Genomic DNA, 22,878 nt, shown 5'->3' on the forward strand with positions numbered 1-22,878 from the left:
TATCCCCTAACTTTTCGGCTTTTTCAACCGTTCTTCCAACTCGCGTCGTTTTTGTTCTAGCTCTTCTTCCGATTTCACTTGTTTTCGCTCAAATTGTGAATAATCTGTTTGTAACCAATCTGGCAATAACTCAGTACGAATCGGCTTTTTCGAACCTTTTTTCTCTTTTTCTTTTATAAATGTTTCGTATTCACGCGCTTCTTTTTTCGCCAATTCCATCGCTTGCTTCACTGTGCGCACTTTTTTTCGCGCCCATGAACTAGCGATCTTTTCTACATATTTTTTCGGAAGCTTCATATCTGTACGCAGCATGACGTAATAAATCAGCACATTCATAACACCTGGTGGCAATTTTTGTTTAAACATAATCTCTTCAATGAGCTGCAAATCTGCTAGCGCTGGCTCAACGCCACCAGAAAAGTCCATAAGTAGTTGTCTCGGCGAAACGGTTTCAAGCTGCTTCATTAAATATTCTTCTTCGTTTTTTGGCTCGACATGCGCCATCGTCCGCTCCTCTAACGGCTGCACACGATCATATAGACGCGGAAGCGCCTCACCACGTTCAAATTGATACCATTCTTGTGCTGCTTTTCTTAATGCTTCGATATCAATTTGTTCAGCCGGATCTATAACACTCATCACAATTTTTTGCATGTCAAGCGGGCCAATGCCATATAAAAAAGCTAGCTTTTTGATCGCATCTTTCACTTTTTCAGTAATCGCACGACGTGGAACAAGATGATGGGACAGTCCTGCATAAAATGTGTCAAAATCAAATATATCATCTCGCATCGTATACATCGCTTGCTCTTTTCCTATATACTGCTGTCCGTCTTGCAACATGACTTCTTGCTTCGCTTCGTCGCTTAACTTATGAATCATTTTTTCAGGTTGGATCGATGAAAATACATCGTGAAATGAGCGAGTAACGGGTATGAAAGAAGTGCGATCGATGGCACGATCAGAAAAAAACTTTTTCAACTTTTGAAATTTTGTTTTTCCTACACGATCATATAAAAATACGTTTAAAACACCATCAGTAAAAAATTGTTCTGGTGTAAGAGGAAGGCAAAGTTCATAAATAAATACGCGTTCATCATTTTCATTCGTGCGCTTCATATACGTATTCAACAGCCCAATGCCCTCGAGCTTTAAACGTTCAGCATATATCGTCGGCAAACTGCATTGCATAATTGCCATTAAACTATGATGCGTCGTCTCTTCGCTCCATAAACGTGCTTGCTCTAGTTCGCTCCATAACGTCATATATAGACTATATGCTTGAGCCCCGATTAAAGGTTGATATAAAAGCGTCAATACTTTTCGGTCTAGTTCGCTTAAAACCCCATTCGCATGCACAATATATCGGTCGACGGCAATTAATTCTTTCCAACTATATTCCATATTATCGACCTTCTTCATATGAAAAAGAGCACATTATGCCCTTTCTCCTTGTTCTTTTTTAATAAGTTCTTTTAATTCCTCAATAAAGACATTTAAATCTTTAAATTGACGGTATACAGAAGCAAAACGAACATAAGCGACTTCATCAATTTTCGATAACCGTTCCATGACCATTTCTCCAATTGTTTCGCTTTTCACTTCATTTATACCGCTGTTGCGCAACTCTCGCTCAATTTGTTGCGTCACTTCCTCTAGCTGTTCAAGCGCAACCGGCCGTTTTTCGCACGCTTTAATGAGCCCGCGTAATATTTTTTCACGACTAAATTCTTCTCTCGTTCCTTCTTTCTTCACAACAATTAACGGCGTTTCTTCAATCCGTTCAAACGTTGTGAACCGAAAATGACAACGTTCACATTCACGCCGACGGCGAATGGAACGCCCTTCATCAACCGGACGCGAGTCGAGCACGCGCGTTCCATTGTGGTGACACGACGGGCATTTCATATGTATCAGCTCCCTAGCAGTAATCTTACCCTTATAGTAGACAAAAAAAGGCGTATATACAACTATTTATCGCCATATATTCCTGATCCGATATATGTGAATCGTTTAGCTAATTGATCGTATAAACGAATAATAAGTTGGCGACTAAATCCAAAATCAATCGGCAACCATGTTGTTTCTGTCGTTACTGAAAAATCAACGGCTGTTTCAAATGGGCGAACAGAAACGATTGTCGCAACAATAAATGCTTTTTTTCCTTTCGTGAGGGATACGCTTATTTCTCCGTGTTCTGCTGAAATCGCCACAATGCGACATCCATCCATTTGTTCAAATATTTCTTTTACCGCTTGTAATGCAGCAGACTGTGTTATTTTATAATAGCGACTTTTTAGTTGTTCATCCGGGTGACGTTCAGATGTTTCATTATGATTTGTTAATACGTATTTCCATTTCACCGTTCGTCTCCTCGCTTTTCAATGAATGATAAAAAGAGGTGCAGAATCTACACCTCTTTTTCTCTTACATTTTATTATAAAGCTTTTGCTCGTTTAATTTCAATTGGGCCCATACCACGAGGCAATTCAATTGTTTCACGCGTTTGCGCACCTAATGCTTCTGCAATATAGTCAGCTGCAATCGTTGGATCTAGATGTCCACATGTGTAAACATCGATGCTCGCATAACCATGTTCTGGAAAACTGTGAATAGTTAAATGTGATTCAGAAATGATAACAACACCGCTAACGCCTTGTGGTGCAAATTTATGAAACGCAACTTCACGAATTTCAGCACCAGACTTCAATGCTGCATCAACAAATGTTTTTTCAATAAACTCCATGTCATTCAACTTATCAAAATCGCATCCCCAAAGTTCTGAGATAACGTGACGACCCATTGTATCCATGATCGTATCCCCCTTTTATGAATTTTAAAAAAATAAACGATGAATTTCTTTTGCTTTCTGGAATGTACAACTACCACGGGGGAAAGTTAGTCCAAAGAGGTCCTAACCCTTTAAGTAGTCACATTACCACGCGTTCAAGAAGTTCACGAAAAATAGTATACTTCGTTTATATATTTTTTTCAATATTGTTTTTTATTTTTTTGTAAAATGGGTAGAAAAATAACGCTGGGAACCCCCAGCGTTATGACATCGTAACCGTTTCATTTTTTAACAATTGTTTCGCAACAAGCTTTGTTAAGTCGACAACGCGACATGAATAGCCCCATTCGTTATCATACCATGCTAATACTTTCACTTTGCGATTTTCGATCACCATCGTTGATAAGCCATCGACAATGGCAGAATGTGGATTTGTGTTAAAATCAATGGACACAAGCGGTTCCATCGTCACGTCTAAAATTCCTTTTAACGATCCACGCGCAGCCTGCATAAACGTTTCATTCACTTCATCGACGGTGACGTCTTTTTTCACATCGACAACGACGTCAACAAGTGAAACGTTTGGTGTTGGAACGCGCAACGCCATACCATGCATTTTCCCCTTTAGATGTGGTAATACAAGCGCTAACGCTTTCGCCGCACCTGTTGTTGTCGGAATGATCGATTGTGCGCATGAACGTGCACGACGTAAATCTTTATGCGGATTGTCAATATTTTTTTGGTCGTTCGTATATGCATGGACAGTTGTCATGAGTCCATTTTCAATCCCAAATGCTTCATCAAGCACTTTCACAACAGGCGCCAAACAGTTTGTTGTACACGAAGCATTTGAAATGATGACGTGCTCTGGGGAAAGCATATGTTCATTGACTCCCATAACAATCGTTACATCTTCATCTTTTCCAGGTGCAGTTAAAATGACGCGCTTTGCTCCTGCTTCGACGTGCATCATTGCTTTTTCTTTTGCGTTAAACTTTCCTGTTGCTTCAATAACAATATCGATTTGAAGTTCTCCCCATGGTAATAGCCGTGGATCACGTGAATTTAGCAATTGCACTTTTTTTCCGTTTACAATTAAGCCGTCTTCAACCGCAATGACATCTCCGTCAAATTTACCGTGGTTTGAATCATATTTTATTAAATGAGCTAACGTTTCAGGCGGATAGCTCGCATTAATCGCTACAATGTCAAGATCATGCTCCATAATAGCTTTTCGGAACACCATACGTCCGATGCGTCCGAACCCGTTAATCGCTACTCTCGCTTTCATTATATAGCCCCTTTCAATATATGTGTTATACTATTTATCTGTTATATACAAAAATAGTATAACATTTTTAAGGTGTTTATGCTATAAAAAAATAAAAAAAGGGCATCCTATTTTCCAAGGACACCCCAGCGCATTAAACAGGTGTGCAATTGTTGTTTCGTTTCTTCGATCGTTCCATTATTATCGATGATCTCATCTGCTTTTTTTCTTTTTTCTTCAAGTGGCATTTGTGCTTTTATCCGCGCCCATGCTTCTTCAACGGAAAATCCATTGCGCTCACAAAGGCGATGAAGTTGAGTTTGTTCATCCACATACACAACGAGAATACGGTCAACGAGATGCTGTAATTTACTTTCAAATAAAAGCGGAATGTCAAGAACAACTGCTTTTTCCCCTTCTTTTGCATATTTCTCTTTCTGTTGCAACATATGTTTGCGAACAAGTGGATGAACAATGGCATTTAACTGTTTTCGCTTTTGTTCATCATAAAATACGATCGCACCAAGCTTACGTCGATCAATCGCACCATTTGAATCTAAAATGTCGCGCCCAAACGTTTCTATAATCGGTTGATATGCCTCGCCATCAACTGATGTGACACGATGAGCGATTTCATCTGCATCGATGACAGGAATATGTAAGTCACGGAACATTGCCGCGACCGTACTTTTCCCACTAGCGATGCCCCCAGTTAATCCGATCGTTAACACCATCCTCACCCCTACCTCATTTTAAAAATCCCAATAACAATAAGCATAATCCCAGGTAAAAACGAGTATTTTTGTAGCCAGTCATACTTCCTAAACGATTTTCCAATTTTTAACCCACTAAATAAAAAACTAAAGCTAAGCAAACAAACGAGAAATGTAGTAAACAACACAGAATAATTTAAAAGCGCAGCGCTCACGCCTGCTCCAAACGCATCGAGCGACAGGGCGATGCCTAAAAATACCGCCTCCATCCCTGTAATCGTTCCCGAGCGGTCAAAATCAGCCATCGTCGGTTTGCGTAAAATTTGAATGACAATACCGAGCGAACGAATTTCTACGTTCATTAAAAATTTTTCTTCATTGTCATCTCTTTTAAGCATAAATTGAATGATCATCCATAATCCTAATATGATTAATATACTCCCACCCATTGCATTAGCAACGGTTGGTGAAAAAAACATATAAAGCATGCGACCAATGCCCATCGCTACTAAAAATGTCATGCATGAAAAAAGCGAAATAATAAGCAACGAACGAAGCGGAATATGTACATTCCGCATACCATACGTAACACCGACAGTCAAACCGTCGATGCTCACAGCTAAAGCAAGCAAAACTAAAGACCACGTAATCATATACGCCCGCCCCTTCCTTTGAAAAGCTACCATAGTATATGGAAGAGGCCTAGGCAATGTTCTTATGCTATGTTTGACAATGCTGACAATAATGTGTACCGCGATTAGCCACAGTTGTCTTTATAATAGGTGTCCCACAACGACGGCACGGCATGTTTGCTCGGCCGTATACATATAATTGCGTTTGAAACGTCCCTGTCTTCCCTTGCGTATTAACGTACGTTCGAACGGTACTTCCGCCTTTTTCAATCGCTTCTTGTATCGTTTGAATAATCGCTTTATGTAACGCTTCGATTTCTTGGACAGTTAGCGTAGTTGCTACACGCTCTGGAGAGATGGAAGAACGAAACAACACTTCATCGACATAAATATTACCTAATCCTGCGACAATTGTTTGATCAAGCAATGTCGCTTTAATCGTTCGCTTCGTGCGTTGAAGCTGGTCGCTAAGCCATGAAACAGTAAACTGCTCGTCAAGTGGCTCAAGTCCGATATTTGACAAAGGAGGAACGTGTAATTCTTTTCCTTTATCGAACAGATGCATCGTACCAAATTTCCGCACATCGCGATAACGAAGTTCCGTGCGATCGGTAAATGTAAAAAAGACATGCGTATGCCGATCAAATGGTGTATCCTCTTTTTCATATATATAACGTCCTTCCATACGCAAATGGGAAACAAGAGCGACATTATCCAATTGAAAAATTAAAAATTTCCCTCGCCGCTGGATGTCGTAAATTGTTTGCCCTTTCAATCGTTCGCAAAATGTCTCTACTTCAGGGTGTTGAACGATTTTCTCCCAAAGCACGTTCACACGTTCGATCGTTTTACCAACAACAAGAGGAAGTAATGTACGTCGCACCGTTTCGACTTCCGGTAATTCTGGCATGCATGTTCACCCTTCCTTACTTTGCGTCATACCACGTCGGTCCAAAATGATAATCGACTTTTAGCGGAACACGTAATGAAACAGCATTTTCCATTACATCGGGAACAATGTTTTTCAACAAATTAACTTCCTCTTTTGGCGCTTCTAAAATGAGTTCGTCATGTACTTGTAGCAACAAACGAGCTTGTAGTCCTTCTTCACGTAAACGGCTAGCTAAATCAATCATCGCCTTTTTAATAATGTCCGCTGCACTTCCTTGAATTGGCGTGTTCATCGCTGTCCGCTCCGCAAAGCTACGAACATTAAAATTACTGCTCGTAATATCCGGTAAATAACGACGACGGTGAAGCAACGTCGTGACATATCCTTTTTGTTTTGCATCTTGTATAATTTCTTGCATATACCGTTTTACGCCCGGATAACTCTGGAAATAGCGCTCGATAAATTCCGCTGCTTCTTTGCGTGTAATGCCTAAGTTTTGCGACAATCCGTAGTCGCTAATCCCATAAACGATGCCGAAGTTGACAGCTTTTGCTTGCCGGCGCATTTGAGCAGTCACTTCTTCTTCTTTCACATGAAAAATACCCATCGCTGTTTTCGTATGAATGTCGAGATCATGATGAAATGCTGCAATTAAATTTTCATCGTTAGCGATATGAGCTAACACCCGCAACTCAATTTGCGAATAGTCAGCAGAAAAAATCACCCAGTCATCAAAAGATGGGACGAACGCTTGGCGAATTTTTCTTCCCTCTTCAATACGAATCGGAATGTTTTGTAAATTGGGCTCCGTTGAACTTAAACGTCCTGTTTGAGTGAGCGCTTGTTGGAAAATGGTATGCACTTTTCCTGTATCTTTTCGAACAACTTTCATTAATCCTTCTACATATGTCGATTGTAATTTTCCGAGCTGACGATAATGTAAAATTTGCTCGATGATTTCATGGTACGGCGCTAATTTTTCTAAAACATCCGCCGAGGTTGAATAACCTGTTTTCGTCTTTTTTACAACCGGCAACTGTAATTTCTCAAACAAAATCGTCCCTAGTTGTTTTGGGGAATTGATGTTAAATGTCGTTCCTGCTAATTCATAAATGCGTTGCTCAATTTGTTGAAGTTGAGCAGCGAATTCTTTCCCCATATCTTGCAAACGATTTACATCCACTTTTACACCGTAGAACTCCATCTGTGCCAAAATGAACGTAAGTGGTAACTCTAAGTGAATAAGCAATTCAAATTGTTCATTTTGTTTTAGTTCATGAATATATGTTTCTTTCAACGAAGCAACCGCTCTTGCTTTTCGGACAAGATGTTCAGCTAATACACTTGTCGACGGAACGGCTTGTTTTGCCCCTTTTCCGTATACTTCTTCGTCACTTTGTACATCTGTATATTGTTTCGTTTTTGCAATAGCTGCCACATCGCCATTAGCATCTGTCGGATTGAGTAAATATGCGGCTAATAATAAATCGAAATCGACACCTTTGAGGTCAATACCGTGCCACTTTAGCGCAACGATCGCTCGTTTTGCATCAAATACACTTTTTTTGCATTGCTCATCTTCAAGCCACGTTTTAAATGCAGACGACGCTAAAGCAACGTCCGTCGGGATAAAAAAGTGTCCGCGTTCATTGACAAGCGCAAAGCCAAGAATAGGCGCTCGATGATAATTCGCATCCATCACTTCAACAACAAGTGAACCTTCATTTGTCAACATGTGTTTATCAATCGTTTGAACAGTAACAAATGAAATATCCGTTAACGTTGGTTGTTCTTTTGAATTATTACTAATTTTGTCCATTAGCGATGTGAAACCTAGCTCTTGAAATAAAGATGCCAATCTCTCTGCATCATACGACTGCCATGCTAATTCATCGAGCGATAGCGTCAGCGGAACATCGCGACGAATGGTTGCCAACTGTTTACTTAGTAACGCTTGTTCACGGTACGTTTGCAAGTTTTCCTTTAGTTTTTTTCCAGAAATATGTTCAAGTGAGGCAAGCACACGTTCAACTGTTCCGTATTCTTTTAATAATTTTAATGCCGTTTTCTCTCCCACTCCCGGAACTCCCGGAATATTATCTGATGCATCCCCCATTAATCCTTTTAAATCAACAATTTGTCCAGGCGTTAATCCATACTTCTCAAAGATATGTTCTGGCGTATATCGTTCCATATCTGTTATTCCTTTTTTTGTCACATGCACATGAATGCGTTCAGACGCTAATTGAGTTAAATCACGATCACCCGAAATGATGACAACGTTAAATCCTTCTTTTTCCGCCTGTGTTGCGAGCGTCCCGATAATATCATCCGCTTCATAATTTTCAAGTTCATACGTACGAATGTTATATGCATCAAGCAGTTCACGTAAAAAAGGAAGCTGTTCTGATAATTCTGGTGGCGTTTTTTGTCTTCCGCCCTTATATTCTGTATACACTTCATGTCGAAATGTCGTTTTTCCTGCATCAAACGCAACGAGCATATGCGTCGGTTGCTCTTCTTCAATAAGCTTCATTAACATCGTTGTAAAGCCGTAAATGGCGTTTGTATGAACACCTTTATCGTTATGTAAGAGCGGTAATGCAAAAAAAGCGCGATAAGCGATGCTGTTGCCGTCAATTAAGACTAATTTGTTCGCCAAACAGAAAACCCCCTCTTTTATTCATTTACGCTTATTTTACCACGATCACCGCCAAAAAAGAAAAAAGACGAGAACATTCGTTGTCCTCGCCTATTCCAAGACAATCGGCTTCTTGGATGAAGGGGTTTTCACTTGCTATGTTACCAATATTTTTTTAATACATGGTAAACTAATTGTAAATATATCGTTAAAAATCAGTCGTCTGCACAAGCATCTGCACGAAAATGAACGGTGAATGTCGTCCCTACCCCCACTTCACTTTTTACAGAAATTGTACCATGATGCGCCTCTACTAAATGTTTCACAATCGCTAATCCAAGACCCGTCCCACCTGAGTTACGACTTCGTGCTTTGTCTACACGATAAAATCTTTCAAAAATACGCGGAATTTCTTTTTGTTCAATTCCGATGCCTGTGTCACTTATATGAACGCGTAACTCTTTATCGTCTTTCTCCACATAAACTGTTACACGCCCACCAGCTGGTGTATAAGCAATAGCATTATTAATTAAATTAATAAAAATTTGTTTTAAACGATGTAAATCACCATACATATAACAAAGCGTTGCATTCGATGTACATGTCAATGTAATTTGTTTATCGTTCGCTTTTGATTCAAGCATGACAATGACTTCTTTCAATACCTCATTCAAGTCAACAACGGATATATTTAACGTAAATCCTTGCTGTTCAATTTTCGACAAATCAAGCAAATCTTGAATTAAATGTTGAAGACGCTCACTTTCTTTTAAAATAATCGTTAAAAAATATTCAAGTGTTTGAACATCATTCATCGCCCCATCTAATAGCGTTTCTGCAAAACCTTTAATTGATGTAATCGGCGTTTTTAATTCGTGGGAGACATTGGCCACAAAATCTTTTCGCATTTGCTCAAGCTTTTTAAGTTCAGTAATATCGTGGAACACAACGATAATCCCTTTCCATTCGTCATTTGTCCCGATAATTGGCGTTCCGTACACTTCAAAATGTTTTCGTTCAATACCAATCGGAAGAAGCATTTGTTTCCGTACATTTATTTCTGTCATAAATATTTCTTCTACAAGGGCAATGACTTCTTGATGCGGAAACGCTTCATAATATAAGCGATGTATGTAATCTGATGGATCAATATGAAACATTTCTTTATACGATCGATTCATTAACGAAATGTACCCACGCTGATCAATTAAAATTAAGCCGCTCCCCATATTTTCAATCAATGCCCGCAATCGATCTTGTTGCATTTCTTGTGTACGAACCATCTCTTGTAAATTGCGCGCCAAAATGTTTAGCGACTGGCTAAGCATGCCTGTTTCGTCTTCTCGACTTTCATACGTTCGAGCTTTATAATTGCCACGTGCCAACTCCATCGCCACTTTTGTTGCTGCTTCTATCGGTTTCGTATACTGGTTTGTAATTTTAATACCTAATAAAAGAATGATGAAAAAAGCAATGCTCAAGCTGAACGTGAGCAACAACCAAATTTGTTCGTCCACCCGCTCAATCGCATCCATCGGCAAACTTATGACAATATATCCGAGTTGTTGATCGCGTTGCCAAAATGAAACTGCATAATAATATAAGTCTTGTTCTTCTTCAAATATAACTGATTCATCTTCTTTTTTTAATAACGTTTGAATGAGCTTTTGATGACGTTTTTTATCAATCAACACGTAATTGTTTGTATCTAACAGAACTTTTCCGTCTCGATCAACAATGGTGATGCGAGCAGACAGCATATCGCTAATGGCGTTCAATCGTTGTTCAAACATATCAGACTGAAGCGATTTATTTTCCATATATAAGGCTAAAAGTTTTGCCTCTTTCTCCATTCGATCATGCACAGTATCTGCATAAAACTTTTGAAACAATTGACCTAATAGCAAACCTAGACCGAATAAAACCGACAAAATGACGGAAATAAGCCCGAGCAATAGCCGGGAGCGAAATTTATTCATCCGCTTTCGGCTCCTCCAATTTATATCCTAAGCCCCGTATCGTTTTAATATATACAGGCTTTCGCGTATCATGTTCGATTTTGTCACGCAAATGACTAATATGCACATCGACAATGCGTGTATCCCCCGCAAAGTCATAGTTCCAAACTGCACTTAATAATTGATCACGTGTCAATACACGTCCTTTATATTTCGCTAAGTATGCTAATAATTCAAATTCTTTCGGAGTGAGTTCTAATCTTTGTTGTGCAAAATATGCCTCATAACGATCTGGGAAAATTTTTAGTTGTCCGACAACGAGCGAATCGTCGCTACTTTCTTGTTTTTCTTCTTGTCCAGGTATGGTCGTTCGTCGTAAGATTGCCTTAACGCGTGCCACAACTTCACGTGGACTGAATGGCTTTGTCATATAGTCATCGGCACCTAATTCAAGCCCAAGTACTTTATCAAATTCATCATCTTTTGCTGTCAACATTAAAATAGGGGTCATTACTTTTTGTTGGCGCAACTGTTTGCATACTTCAATCCCATCTAATTTCGGTAACATTAAATCAAGAATGATAAAATCGGGACGCTCCTCTAACGCTTTATGAAGCCCTTCTTCTCCATCATAGGCTGTCAATACGATAAACCCTGCCTGTTTTAAGTTGTACTCTAACAACGTAACGATCGACTGCTCATCATCGACAACTAACACACGTTTCGACATAACCATCCTCCAACAACGTAAATTTGTTACATTTTTATTATAACGAATGATGTAAAAAGAAAAAAATAAAAAAGAGGCAACGCCTCCTTTTTAAAAGTTATCTAGTGCTTTTTCTTCAACGAACGGATATGGCGGAACGACACGCAATGCTCCAACTAATATTTCTTCTCCATCTCGCGCAGCTTGAATCGAAATATGAATTTCGTTATTTTCTTCATCCACTTCAGTCACTTCAAATAAAAATTCAACATGTTCGTAATGATATACCGGTCGTTTAAATTCAATCGTTTGGGAAATGATGTGGCTTCCTGGTCCCGGCAAATATTTTGAAACAGCCGACGTAATGATACCTGTTAACATAATGGTTGGTACAATCGGGCGTTTCCATGGTGTTTGCGATGCGTAGTCATGTTGAATATAAAGCGGATTGGCATCATTTGTGAGACCTAAATATAACAATAAATCTTTATCTTCGATCGCTTCCGTTAATACGAGCTTCTCACCAACGGAAATGTCCGAAATTAAACGTCCAAGTTTGCGTTTTTTGCTTAGCATACACATCTCCCCTTTGTTTGACCATATATAAAAATTCGGGGATTCCCCCCGAATTTTTATTATTGTAATACTTTCATCACATTTTTCACCGACTCAACGGATTTTGCTAACGCTGCTTTCTCTTCTTCTGTTAGCTCTAATTCGATGACTTTTTCAATTCCGTTGCCACCTAAAATGGTTGGCACACCTAAATAAATGCCTTCATATCCGTATTCGCCTTCTAAATAAGCGATGGCTGGAAGAACTCGGCGCTGGTCTTTCACAATTGCTTCAACCATTTCAGCAAGGGATGCAGCGGGCGCATAATAAGCACTGCCGTTACCAAGCAAGTTGACGATTTCACCGCCACCTTTCCGAGTACGTTCAACAATGGCGTCTAAACGATCTTTTGGAATTAACGTCTCAAGCGGAATACCACCCGCATACGAATAACGCACAAGTGGCACCATATCATCTCCATGACCGCCTAAAACAAATCCTGTAATGTCTTTTACAGATAAATTTAATTCTTGTGCAACAAATGTACGGAAACGTGCGGTATCTAACACCCCAGATTGACCGATCACACGGTTTTTCGGAAAGCCAGATTCCTTAAACACCGTGTATGTCATCGCGTCAACAGGATTCGTTAGTACGATAATAAAACAGTTCGGCGAATATTTGACGATTTCTTTTGTGACCGCCTTCATAATACCTTGGTTTGTCGTGACTAAATCATCGCGGCTCATGCCTGGTTTACGCGCAATGCCAGCAGTGATCACAACGATATCTGAATCAGCTGTATCCGCATAATCCGACGTACCGATGATGTTCGCGTCAAATCCAAGAACCGGGCTTGACTCAAGCATATCGAGCGCCTTTCCTTTTGTTGGATTTTCCAACTGTGGAATATCGACAAGAACTATGTCCCCAAGCTCCTTTTGCGCTAAAATGAACGCTGTTGTTGCTCCTGTAAATCCAGCACCGATAATTGAGATTTTTTTACGTTTCATACCCACGTTCTTCCATCCCCTTTTTCGTTTTATTCTCCCATATTTTGAATGAGAGCATCCGCGAATTCAGAACATTTCACTTCTGTTGCGCCTTCCATTAAACGTGCAAAATCGTATGTGACCACTTTAGATGCAATTGTTTTTTCCATGGAGTCAATAATCAATTTCGCCGCTTCATTCCAACCGAGATGTTCAAACATCATAACGCCAGATAAAATGACAGACGATGGGTTCACTTTATCTAATCCCGCATATTTCGGTGCAGTTCCATGCGTTGCTTCAAAGATCGCATGACCTGTTTCATAGTTAATGTTTGCACCTGGAGCAATGCCGATGCCGCCTACTTGTGCTGCAAGGGCATCCGAAATGTAGTCGCCGTTTAAGTTCATTGTCGCAACGACATCGAACTCACGTGGACGAGTTAAAATTTGTTGTAAGAAAATATCTGCAATCGCATCTTTAATAATAATTTTTCCTGCTGCTTCTGCTTCTGCTTGCGCTCGGTTTGCAGCTTCTTTTCCATGCATTTCAACGATGCGGTCATATTCAGCCCAAGTAAATACTTGATCGCCGAATTCTTGCTCAGCTAATTCATAACCCCAGTTTTTAAATGCGCCTTCTGTGTATTTCATAATGTTTCCTTTATGAACGAGCGTAACCGATTTCCGACCATGCTCAATGGCATATTTAATTGCTGCGCGCACTAATCGTTTCGTACCTTCTTCTGAAATCGGCTTAATACCAATTCCAGATGTTTCAGGGAAGCGAATTTTACGCACACCCATTTCGTTTTGCAAGAAATCAATTAATTTTTTCACTTCTGGTGTTCCTTTGGCATACTCAATTCCCGCATAAATATCCTCCGTATTCTCACGGAAAATAACCATGTCTGTATCTTCAGGACGCTTAACCGGAGAAGGAACTCCTTTGAAATAACGAACCGGGCGTAAGCATACAAATAAATCGAGCTCTTGACGAAGCGCAACGTTTAATGAACGGATCCCACCACCTACTGGCGTTGTCAACGGTCCTTTAATGGCAATTATGTATTCACGAATCGTATCAAGCGTTTCTTGTGGCAACCATTCACCTGTCAATTTAAACGCTTTTTCACCAGCAAGCACTTCTTTCCAAACAATTTTGCGTTCACCTTTATAAGCTTTTTCCACAGCCGCTTCTAGCACCCGAGATGCAGCTGCCCAAATATCTGGACCTGTCCCATCTCCTTCAATAAATGGAATAATTGGATAGTTTGGAACGTTTAATACCCCATTTGTAACCGTAATTTTTTCACCTTGCATCACAATAACGACCTCCAAATTATGTAGTATAAAAAGGTGAGAAAGGCGAGTTTCTCACCTTTTGCAGCCATCCTTATGCTCGCTCTTCAAGCGGCACGTATACTTGTCTCATAGGTCCCGTATATTCAGCACGCGGACGAATGAGACGGTTGTTTTCGTATTGCTCTAAAATGTGTGCGAGCCATCCAGACATGCGACTAATTGCGAAAATCGGCGTAAATAAATCATGATCAATTCCTAAACTATGGTAAACAGAAGCAGAGTAGAAGTCAACATTTGGCGGTAAACCTTTTGTTGATGTAACGATCTCCTCAATTTTCACCGACATATCATACCAATGTGGTTCACCTGTTAACTTCGTCAATTTTTCAGACATTTTCTTCAAGTGCTTTGCACGTGGGTCTCCATGGCGATACACACGATGACCAAAGCCCATGATTTTTTCTTTATTATTTAATTTGTTATGAATGTACGTTTCTACATTTTCAAGCGTGCCGATTTCCGTCAACATTTTCATTACCGCTTCGTTCGCTCCACCGTGAAGCGGCCCTTTCAACGCTCCAATCGCTGCTGTAATGCCAGAATATACATCAGATAAAGTCGCAACACAGACGCGCGCTGTAAATGTTGAAGCGTTCAATTCATGATCTGCATGCAGCACGAGCGCTTTATTAAACGCTTCCTCAGCGATCGGATCAGGCTCTTTGCCTGTTAGCATATATAAAAAGTTTGCTGCAAAGCTTAAATCTTTACGCGGTGGCACAGGCTCTAATCCTTTTCGAATGCGCGAAAACGCTGCAACGATCGTTGATACTTTCGCCTGTAAACGAATGGCTTTGCGATAGTTTGCTTCCGGATTCATCGCTTCTGCTTCTTCATCGTACAAGCCGAGGAATGAAATCGCTGTACGAAGCGCTGCCATTGGATGAACTTGATCAAGCGGATACATTTTAAAATGATCAATGACTTGTTGCGGAATATCGGCATTTTCCGCTAACTGTTTTGTTAACATTTCTAGTTCTTCCTTATTCGGCAGTTTGCGATGCCAAAGCAAATAAACGACTTCTTCAAACGTAGCGTGTTCAGCTAAGTCATCGATATTATACCCAACATATGTGAGCGTATCATCGATGATTGAACTAATTGTGGAAGTGGTTGCTACAACCCCTTCGAGACCGCGAGTTACTGTCATCTTACATCTCTCCTTTTTCTCTTTTATTCCCCTTTTCCCATGTTGAAACGCGTCGTCGAGCGATTGCTCAAAACAGCTGAATAAAAATGCAAAGAAAATGCTTACATTTTGTTATATATTCACCTATCCGCTTTACGAAGCGAGCAGGGGAATATATACGATAGTTTCGTACATGCTCCACTACCATTATAAACAATTATCAGACTTTTGTGAACTAAAAGAAATCATAATTCAAAAATATTATTATAAAAAAGTAATCAATCATGAAAATACATCTACCATTTTCATGATTACATATGCAATGCCAGCACCTATTAACGGACCGACAGCGACCCCTTTAAATACAGATACAGCTAAAATCGTCCCAAGAACAAGTGCAGTCGTCATATGCGGATCTTTCACAAGCAGTGTAACTCCTCCCTTTGCTAACAAAGCGACAGCAACCCCTGATAACATGGCAATCCAGGAATAAATCGAGCGAACAGACTCTGTCAGTTCTTTCAACCCTATTTTTCCAGTTGCAATCGGAACTAATACAGCAATCGTAATCATCGTCACACCAAGATTAATTCCCTTTTGCTCTAAATAAGGAAATACTTTAGAACTTAATCCGATACTTTTCACAACGAGTAAAAAAAGTACAGCAACAATAAGGGAATGATTTTTTGCTATCATACCAATGACAAGAAGAATAAATAAAAAAATAAATGGTTGCATGAAATACGCCCCCTTCTTTGAAACTTTTTCTTCCTTTGCATTGTATATTATAATAGTTGTAAATGACAAAAGACGGGAGGTGAGGGAATGTCGAATCAATATTTGTACAGTTCCCTTCGTTTTTTATTTGTGATCGTTGTGATTATCGCCGGATTAGCAAGCTTATATTATTTGTCCACGTTAACGTACCCGTTTTTAATTGCGTTAGCGATCGCCTTTTTCATCAATCCGATTGTCGACGTAATGGAGAAAAAAACGAAAATACCAAGGGCGTTGGCAGTCATCGTTGTTTTAATTCTTTTACTTGCACTCGTTGCTGGGCTTGTCACCCTTCTTGTTGCAGAAATCGTGACTGGAACACAATACTTAGCAACAGTGGTGCCAAATCATTTTCAAAAACTCGTTATTTATATAGAACAGTTTGTGGCAAGCCAAATCATTCCACTCTATAACCAACTAGCTACACTTTTTAAAAATTTAGACACATCACAACAAGATACGATTATGTCAAACATTCAATCTGTTGGAACGAAAATTGCTACAACGGTCGGGCAATTTATCCAAAACATATTACAAAATATACCTTCTATCATTGGATGGTTGCCTAATTTTGCAACAATTTTTATTTTCTCGTTGCTTGCCACATTTTTTATATGCAAAGACTGGTATCGCCTAAAAGCATTGTTTCAAAAATTGTTACCAAACAAAGTGCAAACGAGCACGACAAAAGTGTTTGCTGAATTAAAAAAGGCGCTATTTGGGTTTCTTAAAGCGCAAGCGACACTCATTTCGATTACAACACTGATCGTATTAGTCGGCTTACTTGTGTTGCGAGTAGAATACGCGATTACGATCGCTCTTATTATCGGCATTGTTGATATTTTACCGTATTTAGGAACAGGATTAGTGTTTGTTCCATGGATTGTTTACGCAGCGATGAGCGGCGATACTCACTTTTCTATCGGCCTTGGTGTGTTATATCTCGTCGTTCTCGTACAGCGACAAGTGATGGAACCAAAGCTCCTCTCCTCTAATATCGGACTCGATCCATTAGCCACATTGATCGCTTTATTTGTTGGTTTCAAACTGATCGGTTTTCTCGGATTAATCGTTGGACCGGTACTACTTGTCATTGGTCGAACACTACATCACGCTGGCGTTTTTCAAGATATTTGGAACTTTATTATCGGAAAAAAGGAAGCATAAGCCAATTTTGAGCTTATGCTTTTTTATTTTCGAATGTAAATCCATGTTTTTGTATAGAACATCCTCTTAAATAAACGAACAAGCCACGGTTTTATTTTTTCACGCGCAAACGGGAGAAGTAAAATAAAACCTGTCGTATCTGTAATAAATCCCGGCGTTAACAATAACGTTCCCCCCACTAAAATACAAACACCATCTAATAGGGCATCGCTTGGTATGTGCCCGTTCATGAACTCATATTTTACCCGTTGTAGCGTATGCAATCCTTGTTTTTTGGCTAAAAACGCACCAATCATGCCTGTCAAAACGATTAGTGCAAACGTTGGCCATATGCCGATCGCCTTCCCCGACAAAACAAGCACAACAATTTCTAGCGCTGGAATAACAATAAAAAGAAGAAAAAAGATATTTCGCACATACATCCCTCCAAAATAATAAAGAAGGGGATGTCCCCTTCTTTATTATAGCACGCTTGCATGGCCACGATAAATGGCACCGAAGCTTGCATCTACCGTAATATCTTGTCCATCTTTTAAGATAGCTGTTGCGTTGTTTACACCGACGATGACCGGGATCCCCAAGCTTAAGCCAACAACAGCTGCGTGGCTCGTTAAGCCACCTTCTTCAGTGATGATAGCCACAGCTTTTTCTAATGCTTTCATCATGTCTGCATCTGTTGCTGGGGCGACTAAAATGCCGCCTTCCATCATTTTTTCAAGCGCCTCTTCAGCCGTTTTAGCTACAACGACTTTTCCGAATGCTGATTTACGACCAATGCCTTGGCCTTTAGCAATCATATCGCCGATCATGTGTACTTTCATTAAGTTGGTTGATCCGGTTTCTCCAACCGGAACGCCTGCTGTAATGACAACAAGATCACCATGTTTCACGATACCTGTATCGAGAGCTGCCTCAACAGCAATATCAAGCATCTCATCCGTTGAGGTCGCATGTTGGGCAACGCGTGGATGAACACCCCAAACGAGTGCTAATTTACGGGAGACAGCCTCATTTGATGTAACGGCGATAATTGGCGCTTTCGGGCGATATTTCGAAATCATACGCGCTGTATGACCGCTTACTGTCGGCGTCACAATTGCCGCAACATCTAAGTTTAGTGCTGTATGAGCAACCGATTGTCCAATTGCATCTGTAATTGTTGTTCCGCTTTGCTTGCTCCGTTTTGATAATAAATCGCGATATTGTAACGCTTGCTCCGTGCGCAAAGCAATGCGGTGCATCGTTTGTACCGCCTCAACTGGGTAAGCCCCTGCTGCTGTTTCTCCGGAAAGCATAATCGCATCTGTTCCATCGAAAATAGCGTTCGCCACATCGCTTGCCTCTGCACGAGTTGGTCGTGGGTTGCGTTGCATTGAATCGAGCATTTGTGTCGCTGTGATGACCGGTTTTCCAAGCGCGTTGCATTTTTTAATTAACTCTTTTTGGACAAGTGGCACTTCTTCCGCTGGAATTTCGACACCTAGGTCCCCGCGAGCAACCATTAAACCGTCTGCCACTTCTAAAATCTCATCAATATTGTCTACGCCTTCTTGATTTTCAATTTTCGGGATAATTTGAATGTGTAATGCGTTATGTTCTTCAAGCAATTCGCGAATTTCAAGCACATCAGAAGCACGTCGAACAAACGATGCAGCAATGAAGTCGATGCCTTGTTCAATACCGAAACGAATGTCATCTGCATCTTTTTCCGTAATGCCCGGTAATTTCACTTTTACGCCTGGAACGTTGACACCTTTTTTATTTTTTAATACGCCGCCGTTCAACACTTTTGTTTTGATTTCTTTCGCTTCTTTGTCAACAGCTAATACTTCTAAACCGATTAACCCGTCATCTAATAAAATGGTTGAACCGACATGTACATCATCAATGAGTCCTTCATAAGTAATCGAAAATTTTTCTGGTGTACCAAGTACTTCTTTCATCGAAATGGTGACTTCAGCACCTGCTTTTAACTCAATTGCACCATTTTCCATGTTGTGTGTGCGAATTTCTGGACCTTTTGTATCCAATAAAATGGCAACAGTTTTCCCAGTCATTTTTGATGCTTCACGAATGTTGCGAATGCGTGCAGCATGCTCTTCATGACTTCCGTGAGAAAAGTTAAGGCGTGCAACGTTCATTCCCGCTTCGATAAGTTGCACAAGTTTTTCTACGCTTTCACTCGCAGGACCGATCGTACAAACAATTTTCGTTTTGCGCATAAATACCCTCCTACACTTTGCATATGGAAACGATACCACAAATATCCATTAAATTGAAAGCTCTTTTGATAGTTGGTACATTTTCTGATCGACTGTATGTTTTTGGGCTAACGCTTCAATAATATCATGATCAACCAGTTGGTTATTTTGAATACCAACGCAACGTCCGCCTTTTCCTTCAAGTAACAACTCTACTGCGCGCGCACCTAGACGACTTGCAAGGACACGGTCAAAAGCAGTTGGTGAACCACCGCGTTGGACATGACCTAATACTGTTACACGCGTTTCGAACCCTGTTGCTTCTTCGATGCGCTTACCGAATTCTACACCGCTACCGACACCTTCTGCAACAACAATGATGCTATGTTTCTTACCACGTTCATGTCCGCGTTTGAGACGCGCAACTATTTCGTCCATATCATAATCGGCTTCTGGGATTAAAATGCTTTCTGCTCCACCTGCAAGACCTGCCCAAAGCGCAATATCACCTGCATGACGTCCCATGACTTCAATGACATATGTACGTTCATGAGATGTCGCTGTATCGCGAATTTTGTCAATCGCGTCAATGACCGTATTTAACGCGGTATCAAAACCGATTGTAAAATCTGTTCCTGGAATGTCATTATCGATTGTTCCTGGTACACCAACACACGGATAACCGTGTTCTGTTAACTTTTTCGCTCCTTGATATGAGCCGTCACCACCGATGACAACCAGTCCTTCAATCCCATGTTTTTTCAACTGCTCAATTCCTTTTAACTGTCCTTCTAACGTTTTGAATTCTGGGCAACGGGCAGTATATAACATCGTTCCGCCACGATGAATAATATCGCCAACATCCCCGATTTCAAGCTTTTTAATTTGACCGGCAATTAATCCTGCATATCCATGGTAAATGCCGTACACTTCTAATCCATGATAGATCGCCTTTCGGACGACTGCACGAATGGCAGCATTCATTCCCGGCGAATCGCCACCGCTCGTAAGCACACCAATTCTTTTCATCGCTCTTCACCTCTTTAAAAAAATAAAATAAGAAGTATGACCTCTTACTTTAAGATAACATGAAGGTATATGGAACACAATACATAATGAAATGTTTCACAAAACGTTGATTTTTTTTGCACTACAAAAAGTTTGCCCAAAGTCGTCTATTTCATGTAAAGAAAAAGGCCATCTAAACGGATGACCTTTTTTACATAACCGAAACATGCTGTTCGGAATCAATGAAATCGCCAATTTTCTTATATTTTTCGTATCGTTGAGCAATCAACTGTTCAGCATGTAATGGAAGTAATTCACGCAAGGAACGCTTAAGCACATCATCAATATATTTCGCTTGTTCATCTACATTTCGATGGGCACCACCGCGCACCTCAGGAATCACTTCATCGATGATACCAAGCTGTTTCAAATCTTTCGCCGTAATTTTCATCGTTTCGGCAGCTTTTTTTGCAAGTGATGCATCTTTCCATAAAATTGCTGCTGCTCCTTCTGGCGAAATAACGGAATACGTTGAATTTTCAAGCATGTGAACGTAGTTTCCGACACCGAGTGCAAGCGCACCACCGCTTCCCCCTTCGCCAATGACAATGCATACAACGGGAACTGTCAATCCCGCCATTTCAAATAAGTTTCGCGCGATGGCCTCGCTTTGTCCTCGTTCTTCTGCCGCTTTTCCAGGGTATGCCCCTTTCGTATCAATAAAACAAATAATCGGACGCCCAAACTTTTCAGCTTGTTTCATTAAACGAAGCGCTTTTCGATATCCTTCTGGATGTGGCATACCAAAATTGCGACGAATATTTTCTTTCGTATCTTTCCCACGCTGATGGCCAATGACCGTCACGGGTAATCCGTAATATTTTGCAATTCCCCCTACGATCGCTTCATCATCACCAAAACAACGATCACCGTGACATTCAAAAAAGTTTGTAAACAAACGTTCAATATAATCAAGCGTTGTCGGGCGATTCGGATGACGTGCAATTTGTACACGATCCCATGGACCTAAATTGGCATAAATGTCATTCTCAAGTTTTTCAAGTCGGGCTTCTAATTTGTTGATTTCATCGGAAAAATCGACGTCGCGATACTTTGTAAATTCTTTCAATTCACTAATTTTTTTCCGTAATTCTACAAGTGGTTTCTCAAATTCTAATTCGTATGCCATTCGTCTCCACCTCGCGATTGGTGAATGTCTAATACATTCGTTAATACGTCTTTTAGCTCGTGACGCGGAATCACAGCATCTAGTTGTCCATGTTTCAATAAAAATTCCGCTGTTTGAAAATCTTCTGGCAACTCTTCACGAACGGTTTGTTCAATGACACGTCGTCCTGCAAAACCGATGAGCGCCCCCGGCTCAGCGAAATTGTAATCCCCAAGCGAGGCGAAACTTGCTGATACACCACCTGTCGTCGGATGAGTCATCACTGAAATAATAAGTCCACCTTGTTCGCTAAACAGTTTTAACGCTGCGCTCGTTTTCGCCATTTGCATTAAACTTAATACACCTTCTTGCATGCGCGCTCCACCTGAAGCGGTGAAAATCATAAAAGGCACTGATTTTTCCATTGCTCGTTCGATGGCACGTGCGATTTTTTCTCCGACAACCGATCCCATACTTCCCATGCGAAAGCGAGAATCCATTACGGCAATGACGATAGGAAACCCGTTAATCATTCCTTCCCCTGTGACGACCGCTTCATTTAGTTTTGTTTTTTCACGATCTTCCTCGACTTTTTCAATATATTGAGGAAAATCGAGCGGATTTTTAGAAAGAAGGTGACGATCGTATTCTTGAAACGTTCCTTCATCTAATAAACACGCAATGCGCTCTGGAGCAGACATCGGATGATGATAACCGCATGATATACAAACGCGTAAGTTTTTCACTAGTTCTTTTGTATACATAATTTTTTTACATTTTGGACATTTCGTCATAATGCCTTCTGGTACATCTTGCTTCGCTTGTTCAGACGGAATGGTGGCATACTTTTTCCTTTTAGAGAACAAATCTTTCAGCACATGTTTCCCTCCCCTACTTAGTCCATTTCTACT

General features: G+C 40.4%; 22 protein-coding genes. 1 reads left to right on the forward strand and 21 read right to left on the reverse strand.

Annotated features, from left to right (window positions below; genetic code table 11):
* Positions 1-6: 6 nt before the first annotated feature.
* The 16 genes from HNQ84_RS09010 to HNQ84_RS09085 form a co-directional block, all read right to left on the reverse strand.
* Complete coding sequence (locus HNQ84_RS09010; protein WP_435621902.1) at positions 7-1,404, reverse strand: replication initiation and membrane attachment family protein; 1,398 nt, start codon at positions 1,402-1,404, stop codon at positions 7-9.
* 33 nt (positions 1,405-1,437) lie between these two features.
* Complete coding sequence (nrdR, locus tag HNQ84_RS09015) at positions 1,438-1,908, reverse strand: transcriptional regulator NrdR (protein WP_032100345.1); 471 nt, start codon at positions 1,906-1,908, stop codon at positions 1,438-1,440.
* Positions 1,909-1,970: 62 nt separating this feature from the next.
* Entirely contained in the window at positions 1,971-2,363 is a 393-nt protein-coding gene (locus tag HNQ84_RS09020; protein ID WP_435621903.1) for a cytosolic protein, read from the reverse strand.
* Between the two features lie 74 nt (positions 2,364-2,437).
* Positions 2,438-2,812, reverse strand: coding sequence for an adenosylmethionine decarboxylase (gene speD, locus HNQ84_RS09025; protein ID WP_435621904.1), 375 nt, complete (start codon positions 2,810-2,812; stop codon positions 2,438-2,440).
* A gap of 241 nt (positions 2,813-3,053) precedes the next feature.
* Positions 3,054-4,082: a glyceraldehyde-3-phosphate dehydrogenase gene (locus tag HNQ84_RS09030; RefSeq protein ID WP_435621905.1), complete on the reverse strand. Its 1,029-nt coding sequence runs from the start codon at positions 4,080-4,082 to the stop codon at positions 3,054-3,056.
* Positions 4,083-4,189: 107 nt separating this feature from the next.
* On the reverse strand, positions 4,190-4,795 hold the full coding sequence (coaE, locus tag HNQ84_RS09035) for a dephospho-CoA kinase (protein WP_435621906.1): 606 nt from the start codon (positions 4,793-4,795) through the stop codon (positions 4,190-4,192).
* An 8-nt stretch (positions 4,796-4,803) separates the two neighbouring features.
* Positions 4,804-5,427: a sporulation membrane protein YtaF gene (ytaF, locus tag HNQ84_RS09040; RefSeq protein WP_055440071.1), complete on the reverse strand. Its 624-nt coding sequence runs from the start codon at positions 5,425-5,427 to the stop codon at positions 4,804-4,806.
* Positions 5,428-5,494: 67 nt separating this feature from the next.
* Positions 5,495-6,316 (reverse strand): DNA-formamidopyrimidine glycosylase, encoded by an 822-nt coding sequence (gene mutM / locus HNQ84_RS09045; protein WP_183242067.1) that lies wholly within the window; start codon positions 6,314-6,316, stop codon positions 5,495-5,497.
* A gap of 16 nt (positions 6,317-6,332) precedes the next feature.
* The gene (gene polA, locus HNQ84_RS09050; RefSeq protein WP_435621907.1) at positions 6,333-8,960 is read right to left on the reverse strand and encodes a DNA polymerase I; all 2,628 of its coding nucleotides are present in this window, start codon (positions 8,958-8,960) and stop codon (positions 6,333-6,335) included.
* 194 nt (positions 8,961-9,154) lie between these two features.
* Positions 9,155-10,918 (reverse strand): two-component system histidine kinase PnpS, encoded by a 1,764-nt coding sequence (pnpS, locus tag HNQ84_RS09055; protein ID WP_435621908.1) that lies wholly within the window; start codon positions 10,916-10,918, stop codon positions 9,155-9,157.
* On the reverse strand, positions 10,911-11,627 hold the full coding sequence (locus HNQ84_RS09060) for a response regulator transcription factor (RefSeq protein ID WP_183242061.1): 717 nt from the start codon (positions 11,625-11,627) through the stop codon (positions 10,911-10,913). The genes pnpS and HNQ84_RS09060 overlap by 8 nt, the downstream gene beginning before the upstream one ends.
* Before the next feature lie 90 nt (positions 11,628-11,717).
* Positions 11,718-12,188 carry a MaoC/PaaZ C-terminal domain-containing protein gene (locus HNQ84_RS09065; RefSeq protein ID WP_183242059.1) on the reverse strand — a complete coding sequence of 157 codons (471 nt, stop codon included), beginning with the start codon at positions 12,186-12,188 and terminating at the stop codon, positions 11,718-11,720.
* Positions 12,189-12,241: 53 nt separating this feature from the next.
* Complete coding sequence (mdh, locus tag HNQ84_RS09070; RefSeq protein ID WP_183242057.1) at positions 12,242-13,180, reverse strand: malate dehydrogenase; 939 nt, start codon at positions 13,178-13,180, stop codon at positions 12,242-12,244.
* Between the two features lie 23 nt (positions 13,181-13,203).
* Positions 13,204-14,478, reverse strand: a complete 1,275-nt coding sequence (gene icd / locus HNQ84_RS09075; RefSeq protein WP_343055729.1) for an NADP-dependent isocitrate dehydrogenase — start codon at positions 14,476-14,478, stop codon at positions 13,204-13,206.
* Between the two features lie 70 nt (positions 14,479-14,548).
* Complete coding sequence (gene citZ, locus HNQ84_RS09080) at positions 14,549-15,667, reverse strand: citrate synthase (RefSeq protein ID WP_435621909.1); 1,119 nt, start codon at positions 15,665-15,667, stop codon at positions 14,549-14,551.
* A gap of 261 nt (positions 15,668-15,928) precedes the next feature.
* The gene (locus HNQ84_RS09085; RefSeq protein WP_435621910.1) at positions 15,929-16,384 is read right to left on the reverse strand and encodes a DUF441 domain-containing protein; all 456 of its coding nucleotides are present in this window, start codon (positions 16,382-16,384) and stop codon (positions 15,929-15,931) included.
* Between the two features lie 87 nt (positions 16,385-16,471).
* On the opposite strand from HNQ84_RS09085, the gene ytvI reads away from it, so the two are divergent.
* Positions 16,472-17,590 carry a sporulation integral membrane protein YtvI gene (gene ytvI / locus HNQ84_RS09090; RefSeq protein ID WP_435621911.1) on the forward strand — a complete coding sequence of 373 codons (1,119 nt, stop codon included), beginning with the start codon at positions 16,472-16,474 and terminating at the stop codon, positions 17,588-17,590.
* 23 nt (positions 17,591-17,613) lie between these two features.
* Here ytvI and HNQ84_RS09095 read toward each other — a convergent pair whose 3' ends face one another.
* From HNQ84_RS09095 to accD, 5 genes are all read right to left on the reverse strand, one after another.
* Entirely contained in the window at positions 17,614-18,006 is a 393-nt protein-coding gene (locus HNQ84_RS09095; RefSeq protein WP_435621912.1) for an FxsA family protein, read from the reverse strand.
* Positions 18,007-18,051: 45 nt separating this feature from the next.
* Entirely contained in the window at positions 18,052-19,812 is a 1,761-nt protein-coding gene (gene pyk, locus HNQ84_RS09100) for a pyruvate kinase (protein WP_435621913.1), read from the reverse strand.
* Between the two features lie 48 nt (positions 19,813-19,860).
* Positions 19,861-20,820, reverse strand: a complete 960-nt coding sequence (gene pfkA / locus HNQ84_RS09105) for a 6-phosphofructokinase (RefSeq protein WP_055440081.1) — start codon at positions 20,818-20,820, stop codon at positions 19,861-19,863.
* A 190-nt stretch (positions 20,821-21,010) separates the two neighbouring features.
* Positions 21,011-21,988 carry an acetyl-CoA carboxylase carboxyl transferase subunit alpha gene (accA, locus tag HNQ84_RS09110; protein WP_435621914.1) on the reverse strand — a complete coding sequence of 326 codons (978 nt, stop codon included), beginning with the start codon at positions 21,986-21,988 and terminating at the stop codon, positions 21,011-21,013.
* Positions 21,973-22,845 (reverse strand): acetyl-CoA carboxylase, carboxyltransferase subunit beta, encoded by an 873-nt coding sequence (gene accD / locus HNQ84_RS09115; RefSeq protein ID WP_435621915.1) that lies wholly within the window; start codon positions 22,843-22,845, stop codon positions 21,973-21,975. The genes accA and accD overlap by 16 nt, the downstream gene beginning before the upstream one ends.
* Positions 22,846-22,878: the final 33 nt, after the last annotated feature.

It is taken from the genome of Anoxybacillus eryuanensis (assembly GCF_051200995.1).
Taxonomy (GTDB): domain Bacteria; phylum Bacillota; class Bacilli; order Bacillales; family Anoxybacillaceae; genus Anoxybacillus; species Anoxybacillus tengchongensis.